Raw genomic sequence first — 23013 nt, 5'->3', positions numbered from 1 at the left:
CGAGTGGCGATTATATAAGGAATAACATTCTATAAAATATTAATAAACAAAACAACCCAATTACTATGTCGAAAATTGGAATCAAAAAGGTGATTGTTCTGGGCTCGGGTGCCCTGAAGATCGGACAGGCCGGAGAGTTTGACTACTCTGGTTCACAAGCATTGAAGGCACTGAAAGAAGAAGGTATCAGTACCGTATTGCTGAATCCGAACATTGCAACTATTCAAACATCGGAAGGGGTAGCAGACAAGGTGTACTTCCTGCCTATCACTCCGTATTTTGTTGAAGAAGTAATCAAAAAAGAACAACCGGACGGAATCCTGCTGGCTTTTGGTGGCCAGACTGCCCTGAACTGCGGAACCCAGTTATACACCAGCGGCACACTTGCTAAATATGGCGTAAAGGTACTGGGTACTTCTGTCGAAGCTATCATGTACACGGAAGACCGCGACCTGTTTGTAAAGAAACTGAATGAGATCGACGTAAAAACTCCGGTAAGCCAGGCTGTTGAGACAATGGATGATGCCGTGAAAGCTGCCTACAAGATCGGCTTCCCGGTAATGATCCGCTCCGCTTATGCACTGGGCGGTATGGGTAGCGGTATCTGCAAGGACGAAGCAGAACTGCGTACGCTGGCAGAAAGCGCTTTCGCTTATTCTTCACAGATCCTGGTGGAAGAATCGCTGAAAGGCTGGAAAGAAATTGAATTCGAAGTAATCCGCGATAAGAACGACCATTGCTTCACGGTTGTAAGCATGGAAAATGTAGACCCGCTGGGTGTACATACCGGTGAAAGTATCGTAGTTGCTCCTACCTGCTCACTGACCGACAAAGAGCTGGATCTGCTGAAAGAACTGTCTACCAAGACAATCCGCCACCTGGGTATCGTAGGCGAATGTAACATTCAATATGCATTCAACTCCGACACTTGCGACTACCGCGTGATCGAAGTAAACGCCCGTCTGAGCCGTTCTTCTGCCCTGGCATCCAAAGCAAGCGGTTATCCTCTGGCTTTCGTTGCTGCTAAGTTGGCGTTAGGCTACAGCCTCGACGAAATCGGCGAAATGGGTACTCCGAACTCTGCTTATAAAGCTCCGGAAGTAGACTATATGATCGTGAAGATCCCGCGTTGGGACTTGACAAAGTTCGTCGGTGTCAGCCGCCTGATCGGTTCGAGCATGAAGTCTGTCGGCGAAATCATGTCGATCGGTAAGAGCTTCGAAGAGATCATGCAGAAGGGTCTGCGTATGATCGGACAGGGCATGCACGGTTTCGTTGGCAACAACGACCTGGAATTCGACAACCTCGACGATGCACTGGCCAACCCGACCGACCTGCGTATCTTCGCCGTAGCAAAAGCGCTGGAAGAAGGTTACACCGTAGAACGTATCCACGAACTGTCGAAGATCACTCCGTGGTTCCTGAACGGTTTGAAAAATATCGTAGACTATACCAAGGTATTGTCTCAATACAATAAGATCGAAGATCTGCCCGAAGAAGTGATGAAGGAAGCTAAACGCTTAGGTTTCTCCGACTTCCAGATCGCCCGTTACGTTGAGAATCCGGAAGGAAACATGGAAAAGGAAAACATCCGTGTACGTAACCTGCGTAAGAAAATGGGTATCCTGCCAAGCGTAAAACGTATCAACACAATCGCTTCCGAACATCCGGAACTGACGAACTACCTGTATATGACTTATGATGGTAGCGAACATGATATTCCTTACTACAAGAACGACAAGAGCGTGGTTATCCTGGGTTCAGGTGCTTACCGTATCGGTTCTTCCGTAGAGTTCGACTGGTGTTCGGTGAACGCTGCACAGACAGCCCGCAAACTGGGTTACAAGTCGATCATGATCAACTACAACCCGGAAACGGTTTCTACCGACTACGATATGTGCGACCGTCTGTACTTCGACGAACTTTCTTTCGAACGTGTACTCGACGTAATGGATCTGGAAATGCCGAAGGGTGTAATCGTATCCGTAGGTGGTCAGATACCTAACAACCTGGCCATGAAGCTGTATCGCCAGAATGTTCCGGTACTGGGTACTTCTCCGCTATCGATCGACCGCGCTGAAAACCGCCACAAATTCTCCGCGATGCTGGATACACTGGGTATCGACCAGCCGCGTTGGGCAGAGTTGACCAGTATGGAAGAGATCGACGGCTTTATCGAAAAGGTAGGCTTCCCGATCCTGATCCGTCCGTCTTATGTTCTTTCAGGTGCTGCGATGAACGTATGCCACAACAAGGAACAGATGATCGAATTCCTGGATCTGGCCGCTAAGGTATCTAAAGAATATCCGGTCGTTGTTTCCGAATTCCTTCAGGGAGCAAAAGAAGTGGAATTCGACGCAGTAGCCATGAACGGCGAAGTAGTTGAATACGCCATCTCTGAACATATCGAGTTTGCCGGTGTCCACTCAGGTGACGCCACACTGGTATTCCCGGCTCAGAAGATCTACTTCGAAACGGCACGCCGTATCAAGAAGGTGAGCAAGATGATCGCAAAAGAACTGAACATCAGCGGCCCGTTCAATATCCAGTTCCTGGCTAAGAACAACGATGTGAAGGTTATCGAATGTAACCTGCGTGCATCACGTAGTTTCCCGTTCGTATCAAAGGTCCTGAAACGCAACTTCATCGAAACGGCCACACGCATCATGTTGGATGCTCCTTATACAAAACCGGACAAGAGCGCTTTCGACATTGACTGGATCGGTATCAAGGCTTCCCAGTTCTCATTCGCCCGTCTGCATAAAGCAGACCCTGTACTGGGTGTGGATATGAGCTCAACCGGAGAAGTAGGTTGCATCGGCGATGATTTCAACGAAGCATTGCTTTCTGCCATGATCGCCGTAGGTAATACCATTCCTAAAAAGAATGTCCTGGTTTCTTCGGGTGCAGCCAAGAGCAAAGTAGATTTGCTGGAACCCTGCCGCCTGCTGAATGAGAAAGGATACCAGATCTATGGTACTGCCGGAACTGCTAAATTCCTGAACGAAAACGGCATTGCCGCTACAGCCGTATGCTGGCCGGATGAACAGGGCGACCTGAATATCATGGATATGTTCAGCAACCACGTATTCGAACTGGTTGTAAACATCCCGAAAGACCATAGCAAACGCGAGCTGACCAACGGTTACAAGATCCGCCGTGCAGCGATCGACCATAACATTCCGCTGATCACCAACGCACGTCTGGCCAGCGCGTTTATCGAAGCTTTCTGCACTATGGATGTGAAAGATATCCAGATCAAAGATTGGCAGGATTATAAATAAGCAAATATTTTTATTATATTTGTGACCATAATACGTAGAGACAGGACAAAACCCTGTCTCTACACGTTTAATTCTTATTCGAAGCTTATGTATAGACTACCGATATTATTCCTTGCCTTCATGCTCACCTTCTGGGTGGCGCGTGCATCATCGGTAGATGTTCCTAATATCTTCATCAAAAATTTTACTGTAGACGATTATAAAGCCAGTTGCCAGAACTGGGGACTATCGGTAGCCTCCGACGGGGTGTTGTATGTAGCCAACAACATGGGCTTGCTCACCTTCGACGGCAACACCTGGAAACACTATGAAACACCGGACAAGGAAGCCATTAACGGCGTCACTTTCCTGAACGATACGATTTACACCATCAGCGAGGGTTCTTTCGGAGGGTGGACACGCGACAATCTCGGCGTAATGCGTTACCACAAACTCAACAAGATACCGGCCGAAGTTAAATTCAAGGAACCGCCGGCATCCATTCCCTTCGTTCTTCCCGATGAAATACTTCATGCGCAGCCATCTGTCTTTATGACGATAGATGATATGTATTTCATAGGGACACAGAATCGTGGGCTGTATATCACAAGCCCCGACGGAACTATTCTCCGCCATTTATCGACACAGGATCAATCGTTGCCCGACAATATCGTGCGTGCTATCTGTATACAGGACGCCCAGCAGATATGGGTCGCTTTCGATAACGGGCTGTCACAGATATCATTCGAACCCTCCCTCGTCAGACTGGGAAAGAGAAGCGAGATAGGCAAGCTCAAAAATGCTTTTCTGCGCAACGACACGTTATATATCCAGACCAATACCGGCTATTTCAAAAGGACATTAAAAGGCGGCGACAGCTTCCAGCCTCTTGACATCAGCAAGGAGCTGTTTTATTTTCCTCCTCAGACAATCGCTTACGATACACTTCAGGTCAATTCCATATTCAATAATCCCGAAGCATTGGGTAATTTCGCCGATGCCGACCAGGTTTACCCGATCGGAAATGACCTCTACTGGCTCTGCGTGAAGAACGAAGCCGGACTGTTCCATAACGAAAACGGCAACGGGACACTAAAATGTAGGCTGCTGCTCGACAATTACAATATGAATATGGTGAGCAGAGACAGGAGAATGTTCCCACTTAGCGACTCTTTACACCTGATCTCGGCCATGCAAGGCGTATTACTGGTCAATATACGCGACCTGATCGGCAGTGGCCTGGGAGCCGGAACGCCCCTGCAAATATCGGAAATAGAATATGTAGACAAGCACGGCGAGCATAATTTACCCGTCAACTCGGAAAAGATCACATTACCCCATAATTTCCAGGAACTATCCGTTTACGTGGGAAGTACGATCTTTACGCCCAACCATCTGATCAGCTATATGATAGAGGGAGTGTCGTCCGATTGGTCGCCCTGGCAGAAAGACGGGGAGATATCCTTCCTTCAGCTACCGGAAGGCAAATACACCCTGAAGATACGAAAATACGTGGTCAGAGGCCCTTATATGGAAATAGCGATCCCGATCACCGTCCGTCCCCCCTGGTATAATACCATTTGGGCATGGCTGGCCTATATTATCCTTACCGGGATAATAGCCAAGTTCGTACTCGGTTATCACCTGCGAAATCTGCGTAAGGAAGAACTTGCCCGGCAGGAAGCCGAAAGACAGGCTGAAAAACAGAAGATCCAGCAGATGAAAAGCGACATGCTGGAAGCCGAACTGCAAAATAAGAACAATGAGCTGAGCCTGCAAACCTCGGCACTCCTGAAAAGAAACCAGGCCATACAGGCATTGCTGGACGAGTTGGAGCGTCAGAAAGAAACGCTGGGCGACCGTTATCCGAATAAGTTATATATACGGATGAAGAATCTGATAGAAGAATCTCTGAACGACCAGGCAGACTGGCTGTTGTTTGAAAGCCACTTTAACAGTGCACATCAGAATTTCATCGAACGTTTACGCCAGCAATATTCGGATATCACAACAGGTGATCTGCGTATCTGCTGTTTGTTGCGGATGAATCTCTCTACAAAAGAAATTGCATCGCTTCTAAACGTATCCGTACGTGCCATAGAACTACGCAGATACCGTTTAAGAAAGCGCCTTTCACTGGATGGGGACACCAACCTCATCGATTTCCTTATGAATTACTAAAAAATATTTTCTATTTTTCCACATTCGGCAATAAGCTACATATCAATGATATACCTATCATTGTAGTAGCGATGAGAAAGTATTGTAGCATTATTTTCCACCTCACAAATAAATTGTGCAAGTAGTGTAGTAGTACTTTTTATCCGATATACTTTTAAATATACTTCCTTTGCCAGTGCAAATGAATCTTAATTTCTAAGACACGATGAAACACGAGCTGGAAGAACAACTTGAAGAGTTGGAAAGGCAAGGCATCAGTCGCCGCCATTTCCTGAAAATATTAACAGCCGCTGGTATTATAACAGCTGTAGGTACACAAAAAGTTCACGCATTCTCAAGTGATGCAAAAGGTAAAATTGTAGTTATCGGTGGAGGGGCAGCCGGAATCAGTATGGCAGCACGCCTGATGCACTGGCTGGATAACCCGGATATTACATTGATCGATCCAAGCGACCGTCAGTATTATCAACCCGGTTTTACTTTAATTGCTTCAGGGGTTTACCAACCGGAAGATGTTTGGAAGAAGCAGGAGAATTGTATTCCGGACGGCGTGAAATGGATTAAAGATTCGGTTGCAGCAGTCGACCCGGTAATGAACCAGGTGACAACAGCCAACAACGAAAAGATCCCATACGACTTTCTGGTATTGACACCGGGGGTACAAACAAACTGGGAAAAGGTTGAAGGCATTACACACGATACGTTAGGAGCAGGAAACGCTCACAGTATATATGATTTCGAAGGTGCACAAAAAACCTGGAAAGCGCTTCAGGAATTCTCTAAAACAGGTGGCCGTGGTATCTATACCGATACATACACGAAACACAAATGTGGAGGAGCACCGAAAAAGATTTGTTTGCTGACAGAGGATTACACCCGCCAACACGGGACAAGGGACAACGTTAAACTGGATTACTTCACAGCCGCCAAAGAGCTGTATGATATTCCTTTTTATACTCCCCGTCTACTGGAGATCTATAAGGAACGAAATATTCCAATCAATCTCAACGTGCGTGTAAAAGGTGTCGATACCGCAGCCAAACAGGTACATTTTGAAAAGGTTGAAACAGTCGGAGAAGAAAAGGTGATCACTCCTTTCGTGGAAGATTACGATTTCTTTCACTTCGCACCGCCAATGTCGGCTCCCGATTTCGTTCGCGAAGCAGGCCTGGGATGGACAGAAGGCAAACTGGCTGCCGAAGCCTGGGTGATGGTCGACAAAGCGACACTGGTTCATAAAACGTATCCGAACATTGTCTCCCTGGGAGATGTTGCCGGAATACCGACCAGTAAAACCTCTGCTGCCGTACGTATGCAGGTGCCGATCGCAGCAAAGAACCTGATCTCGCTGATGGAAGGCAAAGAACCTGTTGAGAAATACAACGGTTACGCAGCCTGCCCGATTGTAACAGACTATGGACACGTACTTTTGTGCGAGTTCGACTATGATAAAAAGCCGGTTCACTCGTTCCCGTTCAGCATGCTGGACACATCGAAAGAACAATGGGCGGCTTGGTTACTGAAAGTTTACATGTTGAAACCGATGTATTTCTACGGAATGCTGAACGGTTACGCTTAACGGACCAAAAATAACAACTCCCTATAATTCAAATGCCAAACTACAGAAAATCCCCGGCTCAACTCCTTGAGACCGGGGATTTTGTTTTAAAAGCCTATAAGTACTAATTGTAAACTCCTTACTCAGTATTGCCAGGGTGTACTGGGGATTCCGCCAGGGTGTACAGGATAATTCACCAGGGTGTACTGGGTAACCGATTATCCTGTACACCCTGGCAATACTGAATCCTTACTTTTATACTAATAGGTAATAAGCTTTAAACTAAAAGACAGGCTGAAAAGGAATAATTTTCACAAGAGGGAGTGATAGATAAAGGGTGGCAGATGGTAGATAGGATGACAGATAAAAACATATCATCTGCCACCCTTATAAAACTAGTATTCAATCAAATAAATCATTTTATTGCAGATGGCAGATAATATTCATAAAACTCTTGTATAAAAAAAGTTATTCCATCTTCCGGTAATAACGCGGTGTATAATCCGGTAATAATTCCGGATGGAACACCCACACCAGGTCTTTCAACAGATAGTCGGGATGGATCGGAAACTCTTCATAATAAGGCACAACACCTGTATTGCAGGTATAGATACGACGGTTTTTGAAGGCATCGAAGTTTTCGTAAGGAGTATATTCGGTACGCAGATCCTTGTATGTCATATCGTTTGCCTGATTATACTTGATCAGCCACATATCGGCATGGATCGCTTTGTCGAGCACCGTTTCGAATGCCAGAGGTGTACTGCCTGCTCCGGGAAGGTCTTTAAAGACATAATCGGCTCCGGCATCTTTATACAGGTGGGCGATATAACTGTCGCCGGCCGGCATATACCAGGATGAGCCGAATTTCTTTTCGGAGATAACGGTAGGTCGGTCGGCAACCGTCTTTGTCAACTCCTTCAATGCCAGATAGCGTTGTTCCGTTTCGCGGAAAATAGAGTCTGCCATCGCAGCTTTATTGAACAGCAAGCCGTAGAAGCGCACCCATTCGGTTCGCCCCAAAGGCAACGACTCCATATAGTCGGCCGCTTCGATGATAGGAATACCCAGTTTCTCGGCAGGGCCGTAGCCTGCATTCTGGAAAGGGGAAGCAATGATGATCTCTGCACCAATATCAATGATCTTCTCGATATTCGGTGCCGTAGCCTCTCCCAGATCGGCGATCTTTCCGGCACGCAAACCTTCCTGAATAGAAGGAGTATCCATATACCGGGGCTCACATACACCGATAACCTTATCGGCTTCATTCAACTGGTCGATAATGGCGGCATGCACAGAGGTATAAACGACTATATTATGAATAGGGGTTCGTACAACCGTTCCTTTAGGCAGATTGCCCGGCACAGCGGACAGATCGCGATCCACCAGAAGATAACGTTGCAGAATACGCGTACTGTCCCAGGGGTCGCGTACTTCAACGGACGTATAATCCGCGAAATGCTGTACAGTGAAACCGCTGGCATAACGGATAGAGTCGGTAGAGAGGGATGATTGCCTGTTTGGTTGCGCACAAGACACAACCAGACAGGCAATCCAGAATAACAGTATTTGTTTCATGTTACTGTGCTATAAAACAAACTTTTTGAGTATCATAACCACCAGTATCAAACGGTTCGCCATCCTTCTTTCCTTCAGGAGTGAAGACATACATAGAAGCTGTTTCACCATAAGCAGCATTACTGATATAGATTTTACCGGTAATTGGGTCTACATCAATTGAGTTCGGATTTGCCAATGTTGTACCGTCGGTAATCAGATTCTGAGATTCTACAGCACCTGTCAATGCATCATACTTCATGAAAGAAGGAGCCGGTGCACCCCATTGTGCATATACCACATACAACTTATCGTTAACCAATGACATTTTCGAGCCATTGCCAATAACCGAAACTTTATCCGAAGCATCGATACGCTGTACTGTATTTTTAATATCTCCATAGTCACCCATAGAAATAACATATACGTCTCCTTTACTGCTGGCAGCCAGGTTACACGGGTTGACTATTACTTCTATTTCTTTTTCCAATTTGGCAGTGGCTGGATCGATCACTCCTACAGTCTTACCTTTGCCATATTCAGACAAAGCCACATAGATCTTACCGTTAGCAGCAGCCAACTGTTCCGGATAACGACTAGATTTCACTTCGTTTCCATCCTTATCGGTAGTAGTAGCCATTCCCAGAGATATTTCCTTTTCCAATTCCAAAGAAGTCGTATCGAGTACAGCGACAGAACTACCATAATAATAAGAAACATATACTTTTCCATCCAGTGCAGTAAAGCAACGTGGATTCATCGTTTCGCCCGCACTGTTCTTAGGAGTAAATTCTTTAATCTCCTTTCCTTGTTTATCCAGAACAACCAACCGGTTGGAAGAAGTAACAGATACATAAATTTTAGAGCCATACACAAACATTTGTTCAGCATCGGAACCCAGTCCTTTACCGTTAACAGATTGGTAATAATTTGATACCATCTTACCTGTAGCAAGATCATAATAACTGATTGAAGCATTGTTCGCGTTAAAATTACCGCGATTCAGGATATAATAACCTATCGTCTGCGGCTGGGGTTCGGGAACATCTACATTGATATCCTGTACTACAATACTTGCCATATTTTCGGATTCACCTACAACATTCTTTGCCACAACGATCAGGTTAGTATTATAGGTTGTACCGGCAGGAATATCAAAAGAATTCTTTCCTACAGCTACTTCTCCTAATTTCGTTGCTTTATCAGTAGCATTTCCGCCCAGGTAAATAACATAACCAGTGACATCAGTTTCTGATGAAGGAAGAGTCCATGACAACGTACCTCCGATTTTAAGAACCTCTTCATCCGTATCAGTAAAAGACAGGTTGGTAACAGCCACTGAAGGCACACGTACTTCATCCTTCTCATCATCATCACTACAAGAAGAAAAAGACACTGTAAACAGCGTACACAAAGTAAACAGCAAGAATAAGTTTCTAAGTTTCATTTGTTTTTATATTAGGTTATTAATAAGTAATCTTCAGACTAGCCCTGTAAGAACGTCCGGGCATAGGATAATAACGTATTACATCATACGTGACATTACCCAGGTTTACCACTTCCGCCTGCAACCGCAGGTTACACTTTCCTATCGTAAAGGAACGATTCAGCGTGATTTGTTGCTCTACATATCCATCTATTAGATTTATATCCAGATTCTGAGGGAGCGAATAACGGTCGCCCACCGCAGTAAGCGTCCAGCCAATATTCACCCACGGGTTTTCCAGAGTGACAGAAGTCATTCCCGTATGCTCGGGCGTATAAGGTATCTGATTATCATATATCTTAGAACCCTCTTCCGTTTTATCGACAGCATGCTGCCACGTATAAGAAGCATCCACCAGTAAAGACATGTTTAACGGCAAAGAAAAATGGGCTGACATATTCGCATCTATTCCTTTTATCTCTACAACTCCCATATTCATCATCTTCCAGATAAACATTGTCGGGATAGCAACAATCTTATCTTTTACCCGGTTGTAATAACCGTCGACAGTAAAGCTCAGATAATCAATATTGGCTTTCGGGAAAGTTCCGCTCCAGGTAAGTCCCAGATTATATTGAGTTGCCTTTTCCGGCTTCAGGTCTTTATTACCGAAACGGTCATAATAAAGATCATTAAATGTAGGCAAACGGAAAATATCTTTATAAGAAGCACGTAATCTTAAATTCTCATTTTTCAACAAACGGTAAGAAAGACTGACAGCAGGTGATAACTTTTTCCGATCATCGGCAGCATCTCCTATTTCCAGTTCTTCCGTGGCAAAAGTTCCCAATAGGCTGGCAGTTGCCGTCAACCGGGTATCTTTATATTGTGCAGCCAAAGCCGTCAAAGATGTATAGCGGGTTGGAAACGGACATTTTGGGATTGTCGCATCCAGTGTATTTACAAAAAAGTCTTCTGCCAAAGAGAAAGAAAGCGATGAAACCGGCTTATATAATAATGAAGCAGAACCATAATACTCACGTTGAGTATACACATCTGTCTGTACACCATTTGGATGACGACTGTGGAAATCCTGATAACGAGTCCAGGCATAATCAAACTTTCCCTTTGCTTTAAAAGACAGCTTATCATTCAGTTTATTATCATAACCCGCCTGGATAAAACCGTTTTTGTTTTTCAGTCGTTCTTCATGATAATCATTATACAAAATTACCGACCCCGGTAATCCCCGGTCGGAATCAAACCAATAACCTTTCAGTTGCATCTTGCCTGCTTTATTCCAGTCGGCAAATAAATTAAGTTCACCATGCCAGGCTGAAATATCGCTGTTTTTCCTCTTCTCTTCAGTTACTATATCACCATTAGTAAATGTATAGGGGTATTGTCCGTCAGCACGTTGCCAGTCAGCAAATACAGAAAGCGCATATTTATCAGAAAGCTTCTGCTCGTAACGGGCCGATGGATTGAACATACCGAATGAACCGGCTTTAACCAATCCTTTCAAGTTAAAGTTTTTTTCTTTAAAAGTCGGAGTTTCCGTCTTCACACTCAACGCCCCCGCTGAAGCATACATCCGGGCTGTCTGGAAAATATCATCCGTCTGTCCGATCGACAACGAAACCATTTCGACGTTATCGAGCGAGAAGCGGCTGATATCCACCTGTCCGCTCTGGGCATCCGTGATCGTTACGCCGTCATAGCTGACAGCCGTATGCTGCGCACCCAGACTTCGCACCGAGACAGTCTTCAATCCCCCTATCCCACCGTAATCCTTTACGGTAGCACCAGAAAAGCGTTTTACCGCTTCCGAAAGATCCTGTATGCCGAGCCGTTCGATACCGGTACGATCCATCACTTGAAGAGGAGTAGCCTCGCGGGTAGTGGAAGGACGCGCCTTCTCGACCACCTCGACACCCTTCAGTTGGTGATAAGTCGTCGTATCGATCTGTTGGGCAATCGCAAACACTGACGCATGCAACCATATGCCAAACAGGCATAACATTCTTATTATGTATAAATTACGCATATATCTTTTGGTCTACCAACACCTTACCCGAGGTATTGCATACAAAACAATGGCAGGTTTTCTGACTTGTTCTCCCATGATCGGCCGCCTTCCCGAAGTCATAAAGACTCAGTGGCAACAAGATTTGCCGGGGTTACAGAACTTACAGCTACGGGTACAGTTCCGGACTTGCACCGGATTCCCTTTTACTAGCGACCAGCGAAAGCCAAACCGCTACACCATAATTCGATGGCAAAAGTACGAAATATATCGGAATAGTCGTTATACTAATGTCATTTTGATATCGGAAAAAATCAGTACCTTCGCGCCCAAATTGATTCAAGACCTACTATTCACTCATACTCGTTCCCTTGTGGGTTTAGGTTATTAGATACATTTAGAATTAAACAAAAAGATGACAGACAAAGAAGTATTGTTACTACGACGCAAATTGGATCTTTTGCTCCGTACAGGCAAGCTATTGATGGAGAGTGCTGCCGATACGAACCGTATTGAACGAAACATGAAGCGGGTAGCGGCCTTTATGGGTATCCCGGAAGAGAAATTACACATCGATATCCGGTGGACGATGATCATGGTGAATGTGAGCGATGAGAAAAACTCATTCTCCAAATTCCAGAAATGCGAGAAGCATGGTATTAATATGACCATGATCTCACAGATCAGCGATCTGTCGTGGCATGCCATCGAGCAAGACTATTCGCTGGACAGATACGAGGAAGAACTGGAAAAGATAGCCTGCAAACCGCGTAACTATATACCTTATCTAGTAGCCATCGGAGCAGGGTTTGCCTGTGGAGGATTCTGTAAGTTGTTCGGATGCGACTGGATCGCCTTTTTGTTTGCTTCCATTAGTGCGTTTATAGGCTTCAGGGTTCGTGCCCGTTGCATAGAGGCCGGCCTGAATGTGTATATGGCTATAGCACTCGCCGCTTTTGTTTCCACATGCCTGGCGTATGTTTCATCCTTTTCGGGGTTATCCGTTACACCTTATCATCCGCTATTGGCCTGTGCCCTGTTCATCGTGCCGGGTGTACCGCTGATCAATTTCGTGGATGATATGATCGACAATCATTTGCTAGTCGGGATCACCCGTGCCGCCAATACGGCAATGATGGTCGGAGCCATGACTTTCGGTATCACATTTGCCATGCGTGTACTTGTGATGAATGACATCGCGATCGACCATAAGTTCAGTGAACTGAGTATGGTTCCCCATGAATCCTATCTTACATATGCAATCGCAGCCGCTATTGCCGCCATGGGGTTCTCTATGATCTTCAATATCCAGCGCCGCCTGTTATGGGTGGTGGCCGTAGGAGGTATAATAGCGGTATGTACACGTAACTTCGTCAACTTCGAACTGGGTTACGGGCCTGTTATCGGTTCGTTCATGGGAAGTTTCGTAGTCAGTCTCCTTGCGGTAAAGGCAGTCCATTGGTTTCATGTACCTAACCACGTACTGACGATCCCTTCCGTTATCCCGATGATTCCGGGGGTACTGATGTACCGGTCGTTACTGGCGTTTATCAATATGCACGGAGTGATTGGCGAAGTCACCAACGCTTTTGCCAACGGTATCAATTCGGCACTGATTATTCTCTGCATCTCGCTGGGAGTAGCCGTTCCTAATATTTTTGCCCGCCAGTACATCGCCAAAGACCGTAAAAGGTATCTGCAGGAGGAATTGGAAAAACGCCGTCAGCGTGGTAAATTCCTAGAATGGTAAAAACAAATTGTAATAATACATAGTAAGAGGCTGTCTCATTATAACATATGGGGCAGCCTCTTACACTTTTTATACGAAACCTTCTGAAAAAGCCGAATTTTAACAAAGAAAAACAGAATAAGGATTTTCATCCTACTTTTGATTGAGACCAAAAATAATCACTTCCGGAGTAAGATTTTAGCCAATTCGTCTCTGAATTGTTCCATATCAAAAAGTTATTGGTTCATTTAGGTACACATTCAAAAATAGTTTAAAGTTTAACTAAATGCAAAAAAGCCCAAAAAGTAATATCTTCGGAATTCCGGCAGGTTGTTTTCGTAATATTGCAACCTTGAAAACAGATTGTAAAGGTTAAAAAGAATTGTATGGGAGAAACAAAAGGTTACGTTTCGCAGGTTATCGGCCCGGTCGTGGATATTCACTTCGATAATGAAAAAGAAGTAAAAATAGTGCTGCCCCGCATCCATGACGCTATGGAGATAGCCCGCCCCAATGGGAAAGCGTTGATTGTCGAAGTGCAACAACATATTGGGGAAAACACAGTCCGCACAGTCGCGATGGATACGACAGACGGATTGCAACGGGGAATGGAAGCCGTTTCATGCGGCTCACCTATTACCATGCCGGTCGGCGACCAGGTAAAAGGACGTTTGATGAATGTTACCGGCGATTCGATCGACGGAATGGATGAACTGGATCGGAAAGGCGCTCTCCCCATCCACCGCGAACCGCCGAAGTTTGAGGATTTGACCACCAGTAAAGATGTACTTTACACAGGTATTAAGGTCATCGACCTATTGGAACCCTATTCCAAAGGAGGTAAGATCGGACTTTTCGGAGGAGCCGGCGTAGGTAAAACCGTTCTTATCATGGAACTTATCAATAACATTGCTAAAAAGAATAACGGTTTCTCGGTCTTTGCCGGTGTGGGTGAACGTACCCGCGAAGGGAACGACCTGTTGCGCGAAATGATCCAGTCGGGTGTGATCCGCTACGGGCAGGCCTTCCTCGAAAGCATGGAAGCAGGCCATTGGGATCTGTCGAAGATTGATCATGAGGAACTGGCCAAATCGCAGGCTACACTGGTGTTCGGACAGATGAACGAACCGCCGGGCGCCCGTTCTTCGGTGGCACTATCCGGATTGACCATTGCAGAGTCGTTCCGTGACCTGGCACCCGAAGGCGAAACACGCGATATCCTGTTCTTTATCGATAATATATTCCGTTTCACCCAGGCAGGCTCGGAGGTGTCCGCCCTGTTGGGACGTATGCCGTCAGCCGTAGGTTACCAGCCGACACTGGCCACCGAAATGGGAGCCATGCAGGAGCGTATCACCTCGACAAAGAAAGGTTCGATCACGTCCGTACAGGCAGTTTATGTGCCTGCCGACGACTTGACAGACCCGGCACCGGCCACCACCTTTACACACCTGGATGCCACCACCGTGTTGAGCCGTAAGATCACCGAGCTCGGCATCTATCCGGCTGTCGACCCGTTGGAATCGACTTCCCGTATCCTCGACCCGTTGGTCGTGGGAAAGGAACATTACGAAACAGCCCAGCGTGTAAAACAGATCCTTCAGCGAAACAAGGAGTTGCAGGATATCATTTCTATCCTGGGTATGGAAGAACTTTCGGACGAAGACCGCCAGACGGTAAACCGTGCCCGCCGTGTACAACGTTTCCTGTCGCAGCCTTTCGCCGTGGCAGAACAGTTCACCGGCATACCGGGGGTAATGGTCTCTATCGAAGACACGATCCGCGGATTCAATATGATCATGGATGGTGAAACTGACGATATTCCCGAACAGGCCTTCCTTAACGTAGGTACGATCGAGGATGTGATCGAAAAAGGAAAGAAACTGGCAGAACAAGCTAATTAATAACGTATGGAACTGGAAATCATATCACCCGCAGGCATCTTATTCAAAGGTGAAACAGACTACGTATCCTTTCCGGGTATCGCCGGATCGTTCGACGTATTGCCGCATCACGCCCCTATGATAGCCGCGCTGGAAGAAGGTGTCATCCGGTATCAGACAAAAGAAAAGGAAACACAACAGGAAATAAAGATACAGAGCGGATTCGTTGAAATAAAAGATGATACCCTATCCGTATGCATCGAAGAAAAAATACGATCATGAGCAGCGGTAGATTAAGAATGAAGCTAATGGGCCTGATTACTTTTATAAATGTAGTCATCGGTGTCACTTTAGGAGGTTTATTATACACGATATGGCCTTCGATTTACTTCGAATGGTATCCGTCTATCCCGGTCTTTTACTGGTTGATGGCCATGTTGATGACTTTCTTCCTCGACCATGTAAAACGAAAACATGGCGACGTCACGATCGTTACTTATATGGTAGTCCGGTTATGCAAAATCTTACTGGCGCTTGTTTTCTTATGGTTGTATGCCGCATTTGTCGGACAGAACCTGAAAGCCTTTGGCTTTACGATGATGTTGTTTTATTTCATTTATCTCGTACTGGAGACATATACCATGTATCTGTATGAGAAAAAGAGGTTGAAAAGTGAGAAAAGAGAAAAAGATGAACAGAATAAAAAGTAAATACCTGTTTTGGTTTACCTTCCTGCTACTGGCCTGTATCAGCGCCCCGATAAATGCGGCGACTGCAGGTGAAGAACCGGGAAAGGTGGATGTGCAGGATATCGTATTCTCCCATATCCGGGATGCCTACACCTGGCATATTACCGAATGGAACGGCAAGGAGATCTCCATACCGCTTCCCGTTTTGGTAAAGAGCGAGGAGCGCGGCTGGGATATGTTCCTCTCCTCCCACCTGCATCACGGAAATGTACATCATAATTATTATGTGGCAGGAGAAGGCGAACATGCCGGAAAAGTGGTGGAGAAGAACAGCAGAGGGGAAGAGGTGAAACCGCTCGACCTGTCGCTCACCAAGAATGTAGTCGGCCTGTTGATCAGTTGCGGGATATTGCTTTTTATCGTACTGCGGACAGCCCGTTGGTATAAGAAGCACCCCAATGAAGCACCCGGCGGATTTACCGGGCTGATGGAAATGGCCGTCATGTATATCCATGAAGGAGTTGTAAAGGAAGGGATCGGAAAGGAATATAAGCCTTTTTCATCTTATCTGCTGACGGTATTCTTCTTTATCCTGATCAATAACCTGATCGGTATCATCCCGGTTTTCCCCGGGGGTGCCAACGTCACGGGTAATATTGCCGTAACGGCGGTATTGGCAGGATGTACGTTCCTGGCGGTGAACCTGTTTGCTACCAAGGAATACTGGAAGGAGATATTCTGGCCGAATGCTCCCCTGTTCCTGAAGTTACCGTTGCCGATCATGCCCTTCGTGGAATTTTTCGGCATACTCACCAAGCCATTTGCCCTGATGATCCGTCTGTTTGCCAATATCATGGCCGGACACACGATCATTCTGGCACTGACTTGCCTGATATTCATCACCGCTTCGATGGGAGTAGCCATAAACGGCACGATGACAGTCGTTTCAGTACTGTTCACCGTGTTTATGAACTGTCTCGAATTATTGGTGGCATGTTTGCAGGCCTATATATTCACCCTGCTGTCGGCCAACTATATCGGACTGGCCAAAGTAAGAGAGTGAACAAACATATTTATTAAAAACAAGGTTACTAATTAAAAGATTAAAAACTATGTTATCAGCAATTTTATTACAAGCAGCAGCCGGTGCAGGCATAGCTAAACTAGGTGCAACAGTTGGAGCAGGATTGGCAGCTATCGGCGCAGGTATCGGTATCGGACTGATCGGAAAAGGTGCAGTTGAAGGAATCAGCCGCCAACCGTCGGCAGCCGGCGATATCCGTACATCCATGCTTATTATGGGTGCGTTGGTAGAAGGGGTTGCCCTGTTTGCGATCGTGGTATGTTTCTTAGGATTATTCCAATAAAATAAAAGTAAACTATGTCATTGCTCACACCAGACGCAGGGCTTTTATTCTGGATGATCCTTTCCTTCGGAATTGTCTTTGTCATTCTTTCCAAATATGGGTTCCCGGTGATCATCAAAGCCGTGGAACAACGGAAAGAATACATCGACCAATCCCTCGAATCGGCACGCCAAGCAAACGAACAGCTTGCCGGCATACAGGCCGAAAGCGAAAAGATCCTTGCCCAGGCAAGAGAGCAGCAGAATGAGATCCTGAAACAAGCCCTGGTTGAAAAAGAAGAGATCATCAGCGAAGCCCACAGGAAGGCTACCGCTGAAGCCCATCTGCAGGTAGAAGAGGCTACCCGGCATATTCGGGAAGAAAAGGAGAAAGCGATCCGCGAAGTCCGCACCGAAATAGCCGACTTGTCCGTCGCTATCGCAGAGAAAGTAATGAAAGAGAAAATCAGCCGTACCGATGAGCAGGAAAAGATCATCAACGGACTGCTCGACAATGTTTCGTTTAGTAAATCGTAAGATATGGATGTAGGTACAATCTCTTCCCGGTATATCAAAGCGCTCTTTTCGCTTGCGAAAGAGAAGCAGCAGGAAACCCGGGTATATGATGATATGAAGATGCTGGCCGTTAGTTTCGAACAGGAACCGGGGTTGAAAGTCGTACTGGATAATCCGATCTTTCCCGAAGAGGAGAAAGTAAAGTTACTGACGACGGCAGCCGGTCTGGAAGTATGCGACCTGTTTGCCCGGTTTATCCGGTTGGTACTGCAGCGTAAAAGGGAAAGCCTCTTACCGCTCATGGCCTATATCTATATCCATATGTACCGGAAGGATAAGAAGATCACCCGGGTATTGTTCAAGACACCGGTTCCGGTAGACGAAGCGACCCGGGAGCATCTGAAGAAACGGTTGCAGGAAGAGACTGGCGATACGATCGAGTTCACAGGAGTGATCAGGCCGGAACTGATCGGAGGATTTGTGCTCCGGATCGGTAATATCCGGATCGACGCCAGCTATTCCAGACAACTCCGGGAGATAAGAAACAAGCTGATCGAAAGAAATTAAAAAAGAAAAACGTATGACAGACCAGATAAAAGTAAGTGAAGTTTCCGCCATATTACGCGAGCAACTGGAAGGTATCAATACCAGCATCCATCTGGAGGAAGTGGGTACCGTGCTTCAGGTAAGCGACGGGGTAGCACGCATCTACGGACTGGATAATGCCGAAGCCAACGAGCTGCTGGCCTTCGACAACGGCATGGAAGCCATCGTCATGAACCTGGAAGAAGATAACGTGGGTGCCGTATTGCTCGGCCCGACCGACCAGGTGAAGGAAGGTGATACCGTAAAACGTACCCGCCGCATTGCTTCTATCAATGTAAGTGAAGATATGATCGGCCGTGTGATCGACCCGCTGGGTAACCCGATCGACGGAAAAGGCGAAATCGTCGGTAAGAAATACCAGATGCCTCTGGAGCGGAAAGCGCCGGGCGTGATCTTCCGTCAGCCGGTCAACGAACCGTTGCAGACGGGTATCAAGGCGGTAGATGCCATGATACCTATCGGACGCGGACAACGTGAGCTGATTATCGGCGACCGCCAGACCGGTAAGACTTCCATCGCGATCGATGCCATTATCAACCAGCGTAGCAATTACGAAGCAGGCAACCCTGTTTACTGTATTTATGTAGCGATCGGACAAAAGGGCTCTACCGTAGCCTCTTTGGTCAGTACGCTTCAGGAGAAAGGAGCTATGGACTACACGATCGTTGTCAGTGCTACCGCTTCCGATCCGGCTGCGATGCAATATTTCGCTCCTTTTGCCGGAGCTGCTATCGGCGAATATTTCCGCGATAGCGGACGTCATGCCCTGGTGGTTTATGATGACTTGTCAAAGCAGGCTGTTGCTTACCGTGAAGTATCCCTGATCCTTCGCCGCCCTTCCGGACGCGAAGCATACCCGGGCGATATCTTCTACCTGCACTCCCGCTTATTGGAACGTGCGGCGAAGATCATCAACCAGCAGGAAGTAGCCCGCGAAATGAACGACCTGCCGGAAAGCATGAAGGATCTGGTAAAAGGAGGTGGCTCGCTAACTGCCCTGCCGATCATCGAAACACAGGCGGGCGACGTTTCCGCCTATATCCCGACCAACGTGATCTCTATCACCGACGGACAGATATTCCTGGAGACAGACCTGTTCAATCAGGGGAACCGCCCAGCTATCAACGTAGGTATCTCGGTATCCCGCGTAGGTGGTAATGCCCAGTTGAAGGCGATGAAGAAGGTGGCCGGTACGTTGAAGATAGACCAGGCACAGTTCCGTGAACTCGAGTCGTTCACGAAATTCGGTGGCGAAATGGATGCGGTAACAGCCTTTACGATCGATAAAGGACAGAAAAATACCCAACTGCTGATACAGCCCCAATACAGCCCGATGCCTGTCGAGTATCAGATCGCGATCCTGTATTGCGGAACGAAAGGCCTGTTGAAGGAAGTGCCGCTGGACAAAGTGCATGATTTCGAAAATGCCTATCTTCAGACATTGATTACCAATCACCGGAAGGACGTACTCGACGTACTGAAATCGGGAGTGATAAACGACGATGTTTGCCGTATCCTGGAAGAAACTGCTCACCAGGTAAGCGGAGCATACAAAGCAGGTTGAATATAGAAACTAGATTATGGCATCACTGAAAGAGATAAAAATCCGTCTTGCGTCGATCAGGAACACACAGAAGATCACTTCCGCCATGAAGATGGTATCTTCTGCCAAACTGCATCATACACAGACGATTGTCGAACATATGCTTGCATACGAAAGTAAGCTGAGCACTATATTGAACGGAACCCTGGCTGCCGAAAGCGAACTGAATACCCCTTATACCGCCTGGCGGGAAGTGAAGCAGGTCGCTATCGTTGCCTTTTCGTCCAATACGGGTCTGTGTGGTGCTTTCAATGCCAACATATGGAAAGAGTTGTCCGCCCGCCTTCACCGGTATGAGGCGGATGGCATTGCCGTACGCATTTATCCCGTCGGCAAAAAGATCGCCGACGAACTGCATAAAGCCGGATACCAGACCGACAACAGCTTTCTTCAGGCAGGTGACAAGCTAAACTACGAAGATGCCAGCCAGCTGGCTACTGCGATGATGACGCTTTATACTTCCGGTCAGGCCGACCGGGTGGAACTGTTCTACCATCATTTCAAAAATATGGCGGAACAGATACTGACCGAAAAGGTATTCCTTCCGATCACGTTACCGGAGATAACTTCCACAAGCATGTCGGCCAATTACATCCTGGAGCCGTCGTCCGAACATCTGCTGGCTTTATTGCTTCCCAAAGTCCTTCACCTGCATATCTACACGACACTGCTCGACAATACGACTGCCGAACATGCCGCCCGTATGCTGGCTATGCAGACCGCCAACGACAATGCCAACGACCTGATCCAGGAACTGACATTGCAATACAACAAGAACCGCCAGCAGGCTATCACCAATGAACTGCTGGATATAATGGGAGGGGCAGGTTAATAACAATACTTCATTTCCTTACATATTATAAAAGAACGAAGCTCCGGCGAATCACTTCGGCGGAGCTTCTGGCTTTAAAATTATTATTGAACAATATTCTAACAACCAAATTTTATAAATTTAATAGAAGAATAGTATCATTAGTTGCGCGGTCAATACGCGCAGAAACATTGTCAAAGGATAAACCGTTGCATACCCTACAGCCGGCGCATCATTCCCGGCCGTTGCATTCGCATAAGCCAGTGCAGGGGGATCGGTCGTACTTCCGGCCAGTAATCCCATCAGCGTATAATAGTTCAATTTAAAGAAATGCCGCCCTACCAGTCCGATGATCAATAAAGGCAACATAGTGATAATGAAACCGTAACCGATCCAGGCAAAACCACCCTTATTTACAATCGTATCCACAAATTCCTCTCCGGCACTCAAACCTACGCAGGCCAGGAACATGGTTATACCGATCTCCCTCAACATCAGGTTGGCACTCTGGGTAGTATAAGTAACCAGTTTATAACGGTATCCGAACCGGCTTAACAGGATAGAAACAACCAACGGGCCACCAGCCAGACCCAGTTTGATTGGCTGCGGAATCCCCGGGATAGAGAAGGGAATACTACCCAAAATAATACCTAAAGCAATACCTATAAAGATAGGGATCAGATTAGGTTCATTCAAACGCTTCATTGAATTACCCAATATCATACTGACTTTATCAACGGCCAGTTCGCTACCGACCACCGTTACGCGGTCACCCACCTGTAATTGCAAGCCCTGGGTAGCCACCAGTTCGACTCCGGCACGGTTTACACGTGTCACGTTGATACCGTGTAAACGCCGCAACTGCAAATCTCCCAGCCGGGAGCCCGTCAGTTCCGGTTTGGTAACCAGGATACGGCGGCTGACAAATTCACTTTCAGCAGGGATCCATTGTTTACGATCCATTTCTATTTCCTGGCCGACAAACGTTTTTATTGTCTCCGCATCATGCTCCGTGGTAATCACAAATATCTTATCATCCTCTTCGAGGATCGTACTTCCGGTAACAATTTCGACCTTATTACTCTTTTTCCGCCAGATACGGGATATAACATATTGCCGGTGTTCGAGAAAAGCTCCGAGTTCCATCACCTTACGGCCAAAAAGAGCCGGATTCTTCACAACGAGCGATATAGGAGTAGCTTCACTGTTATGTACATCGTTCTCCGCTTCCAGTTGCTCTGTCTCTTTTTCAAAGCTAATATGAAAAATATACCGGACGAACAACATGGAAAGGATGATACCGACAACACCCAATGGATAGGCTACGGCATATCCCAGCGCAATCGTTTCATCCGATGTCCCCGTCATATCCGTAAACGCCTGTTGCGCGGCTCCCAGACCGGGAGTATTGGTTACCGCCCCCGATAAAATACCGACCATCGTCGGCATAGGGATATCCGTTATAAAATGGATGGCTAACGTTGTTACGACACCCAGAAAAACAATTCCGCATGCCAGCCCGTTCAGCGTCATTCCCCCTTTCTTAAAAGAAGAAAAGAACCCCGGCCCAACCTGCATACCGACCGAATAGACAAACAGGATCAATCCGAATTCTTTAAAGAAATGAACAACAGCGGGATTAATACTAAACCCGAAATGCCCCAGAAGAATACCGACAAAAAGTACCAGTGTGATACCCAGTGAGATACCAAATACTTTTATCTTACCTAACTGAATCCCGACAGCGATTACCAAAGATAATAAAAGGATAGAATGCCCTATTCCCTCTCCCCACAGCAATTCATTTATCCACTCCATAT

General features: G+C 46.5%; 17 protein-coding genes and 1 riboswitch. Of the genes, 13 read left to right on the top strand and 4 right to left on the bottom strand.

The genetic code is table 11. From position 1 onward, the window contains the following. The first annotated feature begins 65 nt into the window (after positions 1-65). From carB to HMPREF1536_RS11445, 3 genes are all read left to right on the top strand, one after another. Positions 66-3284 carry a carbamoyl-phosphate synthase (glutamine-hydrolyzing) large subunit gene (carB, locus tag HMPREF1536_RS11455; protein ID WP_028728090.1) on the top strand — a complete coding sequence of 1073 codons (3219 nt, stop codon included), beginning with the start codon at positions 66-68 and terminating at the stop codon, positions 3282-3284. An 87-nt stretch (positions 3285-3371) separates the two neighbouring features. Then, the gene (locus HMPREF1536_RS11450) at positions 3372-5444 is read left to right on the top strand and encodes a ligand-binding sensor domain-containing protein (protein WP_028728089.1); all 2073 of its coding nucleotides are present in this window, start codon (positions 3372-3374) and stop codon (positions 5442-5444) included. A 205-nt stretch (positions 5445-5649) separates the two neighbouring features. Next, positions 5650-7023, top strand: coding sequence for an NAD(P)/FAD-dependent oxidoreductase (locus tag HMPREF1536_RS11445; protein ID WP_028728088.1), 1374 nt, complete (start codon positions 5650-5652; stop codon positions 7021-7023). A 447-nt stretch (positions 7024-7470) separates the two neighbouring features. Here HMPREF1536_RS11445 and HMPREF1536_RS11440 read toward each other — a convergent pair whose 3' ends face one another. Genes HMPREF1536_RS11440 through HMPREF1536_RS11430 form a run of 3 tightly spaced genes read right to left on the bottom strand, consistent with a single transcriptional unit; the run spans position 7471 to position 12032 of the window. After that, positions 7471-8580 (bottom strand): ABC transporter substrate-binding protein, encoded by a 1110-nt coding sequence (locus tag HMPREF1536_RS11440; protein WP_028728087.1) that lies wholly within the window; start codon positions 8578-8580, stop codon positions 7471-7473. Position 8581: 1 nt separating this feature from the next. After that, positions 8582-10006 carry a DUF5074 domain-containing protein gene (locus HMPREF1536_RS11435; RefSeq protein ID WP_028728086.1) on the bottom strand — a complete coding sequence of 475 codons (1425 nt, stop codon included), beginning with the start codon at positions 10004-10006 and terminating at the stop codon, positions 8582-8584. A 19-nt stretch (positions 10007-10025) separates the two neighbouring features. After that, entirely contained in the window at positions 10026-12032 is a 2007-nt protein-coding gene (locus tag HMPREF1536_RS11430) for a TonB-dependent receptor plug domain-containing protein (protein WP_028728085.1), read from the bottom strand. Positions 12033-12066: 34 nt separating this feature from the next. Next, positions 12067-12270: riboswitch (cobalamin riboswitch) on the bottom strand. 156 nt (positions 12271-12426) lie between these two features. Here HMPREF1536_RS11430 and HMPREF1536_RS11420 point away from each other — a divergent pair. The 10 genes from HMPREF1536_RS11420 to HMPREF1536_RS11375 all read left to right on the top strand — a co-directional run bounded on the left by HMPREF1536_RS11420 (position 12427) and on the right by HMPREF1536_RS11375 (position 21214). Further along, positions 12427-13761: a threonine/serine exporter family protein gene (locus HMPREF1536_RS11420; RefSeq protein WP_028728084.1), complete on the top strand. Its 1335-nt coding sequence runs from the start codon at positions 12427-12429 to the stop codon at positions 13759-13761. Positions 13762-14126: 365 nt separating this feature from the next. After that, positions 14127-15644, top strand: coding sequence for a F0F1 ATP synthase subunit beta (gene atpD / locus HMPREF1536_RS11415; protein WP_028728083.1), 1518 nt, complete (start codon positions 14127-14129; stop codon positions 15642-15644). Positions 15645-15650: 6 nt separating this feature from the next. Continuing rightward, a complete protein-coding gene (locus HMPREF1536_RS11410) occupies positions 15651-15905 on the top strand; it encodes a F0F1 ATP synthase subunit delta/epsilon (protein WP_028728082.1) in 255 nt (84 codons plus the stop codon). 26 nt (positions 15906-15931) lie between these two features. Further along, entirely contained in the window at positions 15932-16333 is a 402-nt protein-coding gene (locus tag HMPREF1536_RS11405) for a hypothetical protein (RefSeq protein ID WP_028728081.1), read from the top strand. After that, positions 16314-17375, top strand: coding sequence for a F0F1 ATP synthase subunit A (gene atpB / locus HMPREF1536_RS11400; protein ID WP_028728080.1), 1062 nt, complete (start codon positions 16314-16316; stop codon positions 17373-17375). The genes HMPREF1536_RS11405 and atpB overlap by 20 nt, the downstream gene beginning before the upstream one ends. A gap of 49 nt (positions 17376-17424) precedes the next feature. Next, complete coding sequence (gene atpE, locus HMPREF1536_RS11395; RefSeq protein WP_007655657.1) at positions 17425-17679, top strand: ATP synthase F0 subunit C; 255 nt, start codon at positions 17425-17427, stop codon at positions 17677-17679. Between the two features lie 14 nt (positions 17680-17693). After that, entirely contained in the window at positions 17694-18194 is a 501-nt protein-coding gene (atpF, locus tag HMPREF1536_RS11390) for a F0F1 ATP synthase subunit B (RefSeq protein ID WP_028728079.1), read from the top strand. A 3-nt stretch (positions 18195-18197) separates the two neighbouring features. Further along, positions 18198-18740, top strand: coding sequence for a F0F1 ATP synthase subunit delta (locus HMPREF1536_RS11385; RefSeq protein WP_028728078.1), 543 nt, complete (start codon positions 18198-18200; stop codon positions 18738-18740). Between the two features lie 13 nt (positions 18741-18753). Further along, entirely contained in the window at positions 18754-20343 is a 1590-nt protein-coding gene (atpA, locus tag HMPREF1536_RS11380) for a F0F1 ATP synthase subunit alpha (protein WP_028728077.1), read from the top strand. A gap of 16 nt (positions 20344-20359) precedes the next feature. After that, positions 20360-21214, top strand: coding sequence for a F0F1 ATP synthase subunit gamma (locus HMPREF1536_RS11375; RefSeq protein ID WP_028728076.1), 855 nt, complete (start codon positions 20360-20362; stop codon positions 21212-21214). Between the two features lie 120 nt (positions 21215-21334). Here the strand turns inward: HMPREF1536_RS11375 and HMPREF1536_RS11370 are convergent, their stop codons facing one another. Beyond that, positions 21335-23011: a putative transporter gene (locus HMPREF1536_RS11370; RefSeq protein WP_028728075.1), complete on the bottom strand. Its 1677-nt coding sequence runs from the start codon at positions 23009-23011 to the stop codon at positions 21335-21337. Positions 23012-23013: the final 2 nt, after the last annotated feature.

It is taken from the genome of Parabacteroides gordonii MS-1 = DSM 23371 (genome assembly GCF_000969825.1).
Lineage (GTDB): Bacteria > Bacteroidota > Bacteroidia > Bacteroidales > Tannerellaceae > Parabacteroides > Parabacteroides gordonii.
Note: the sequence above shows the minus strand (reverse complement) of the source record. Positions and strands in the feature narration are given on the sequence as shown.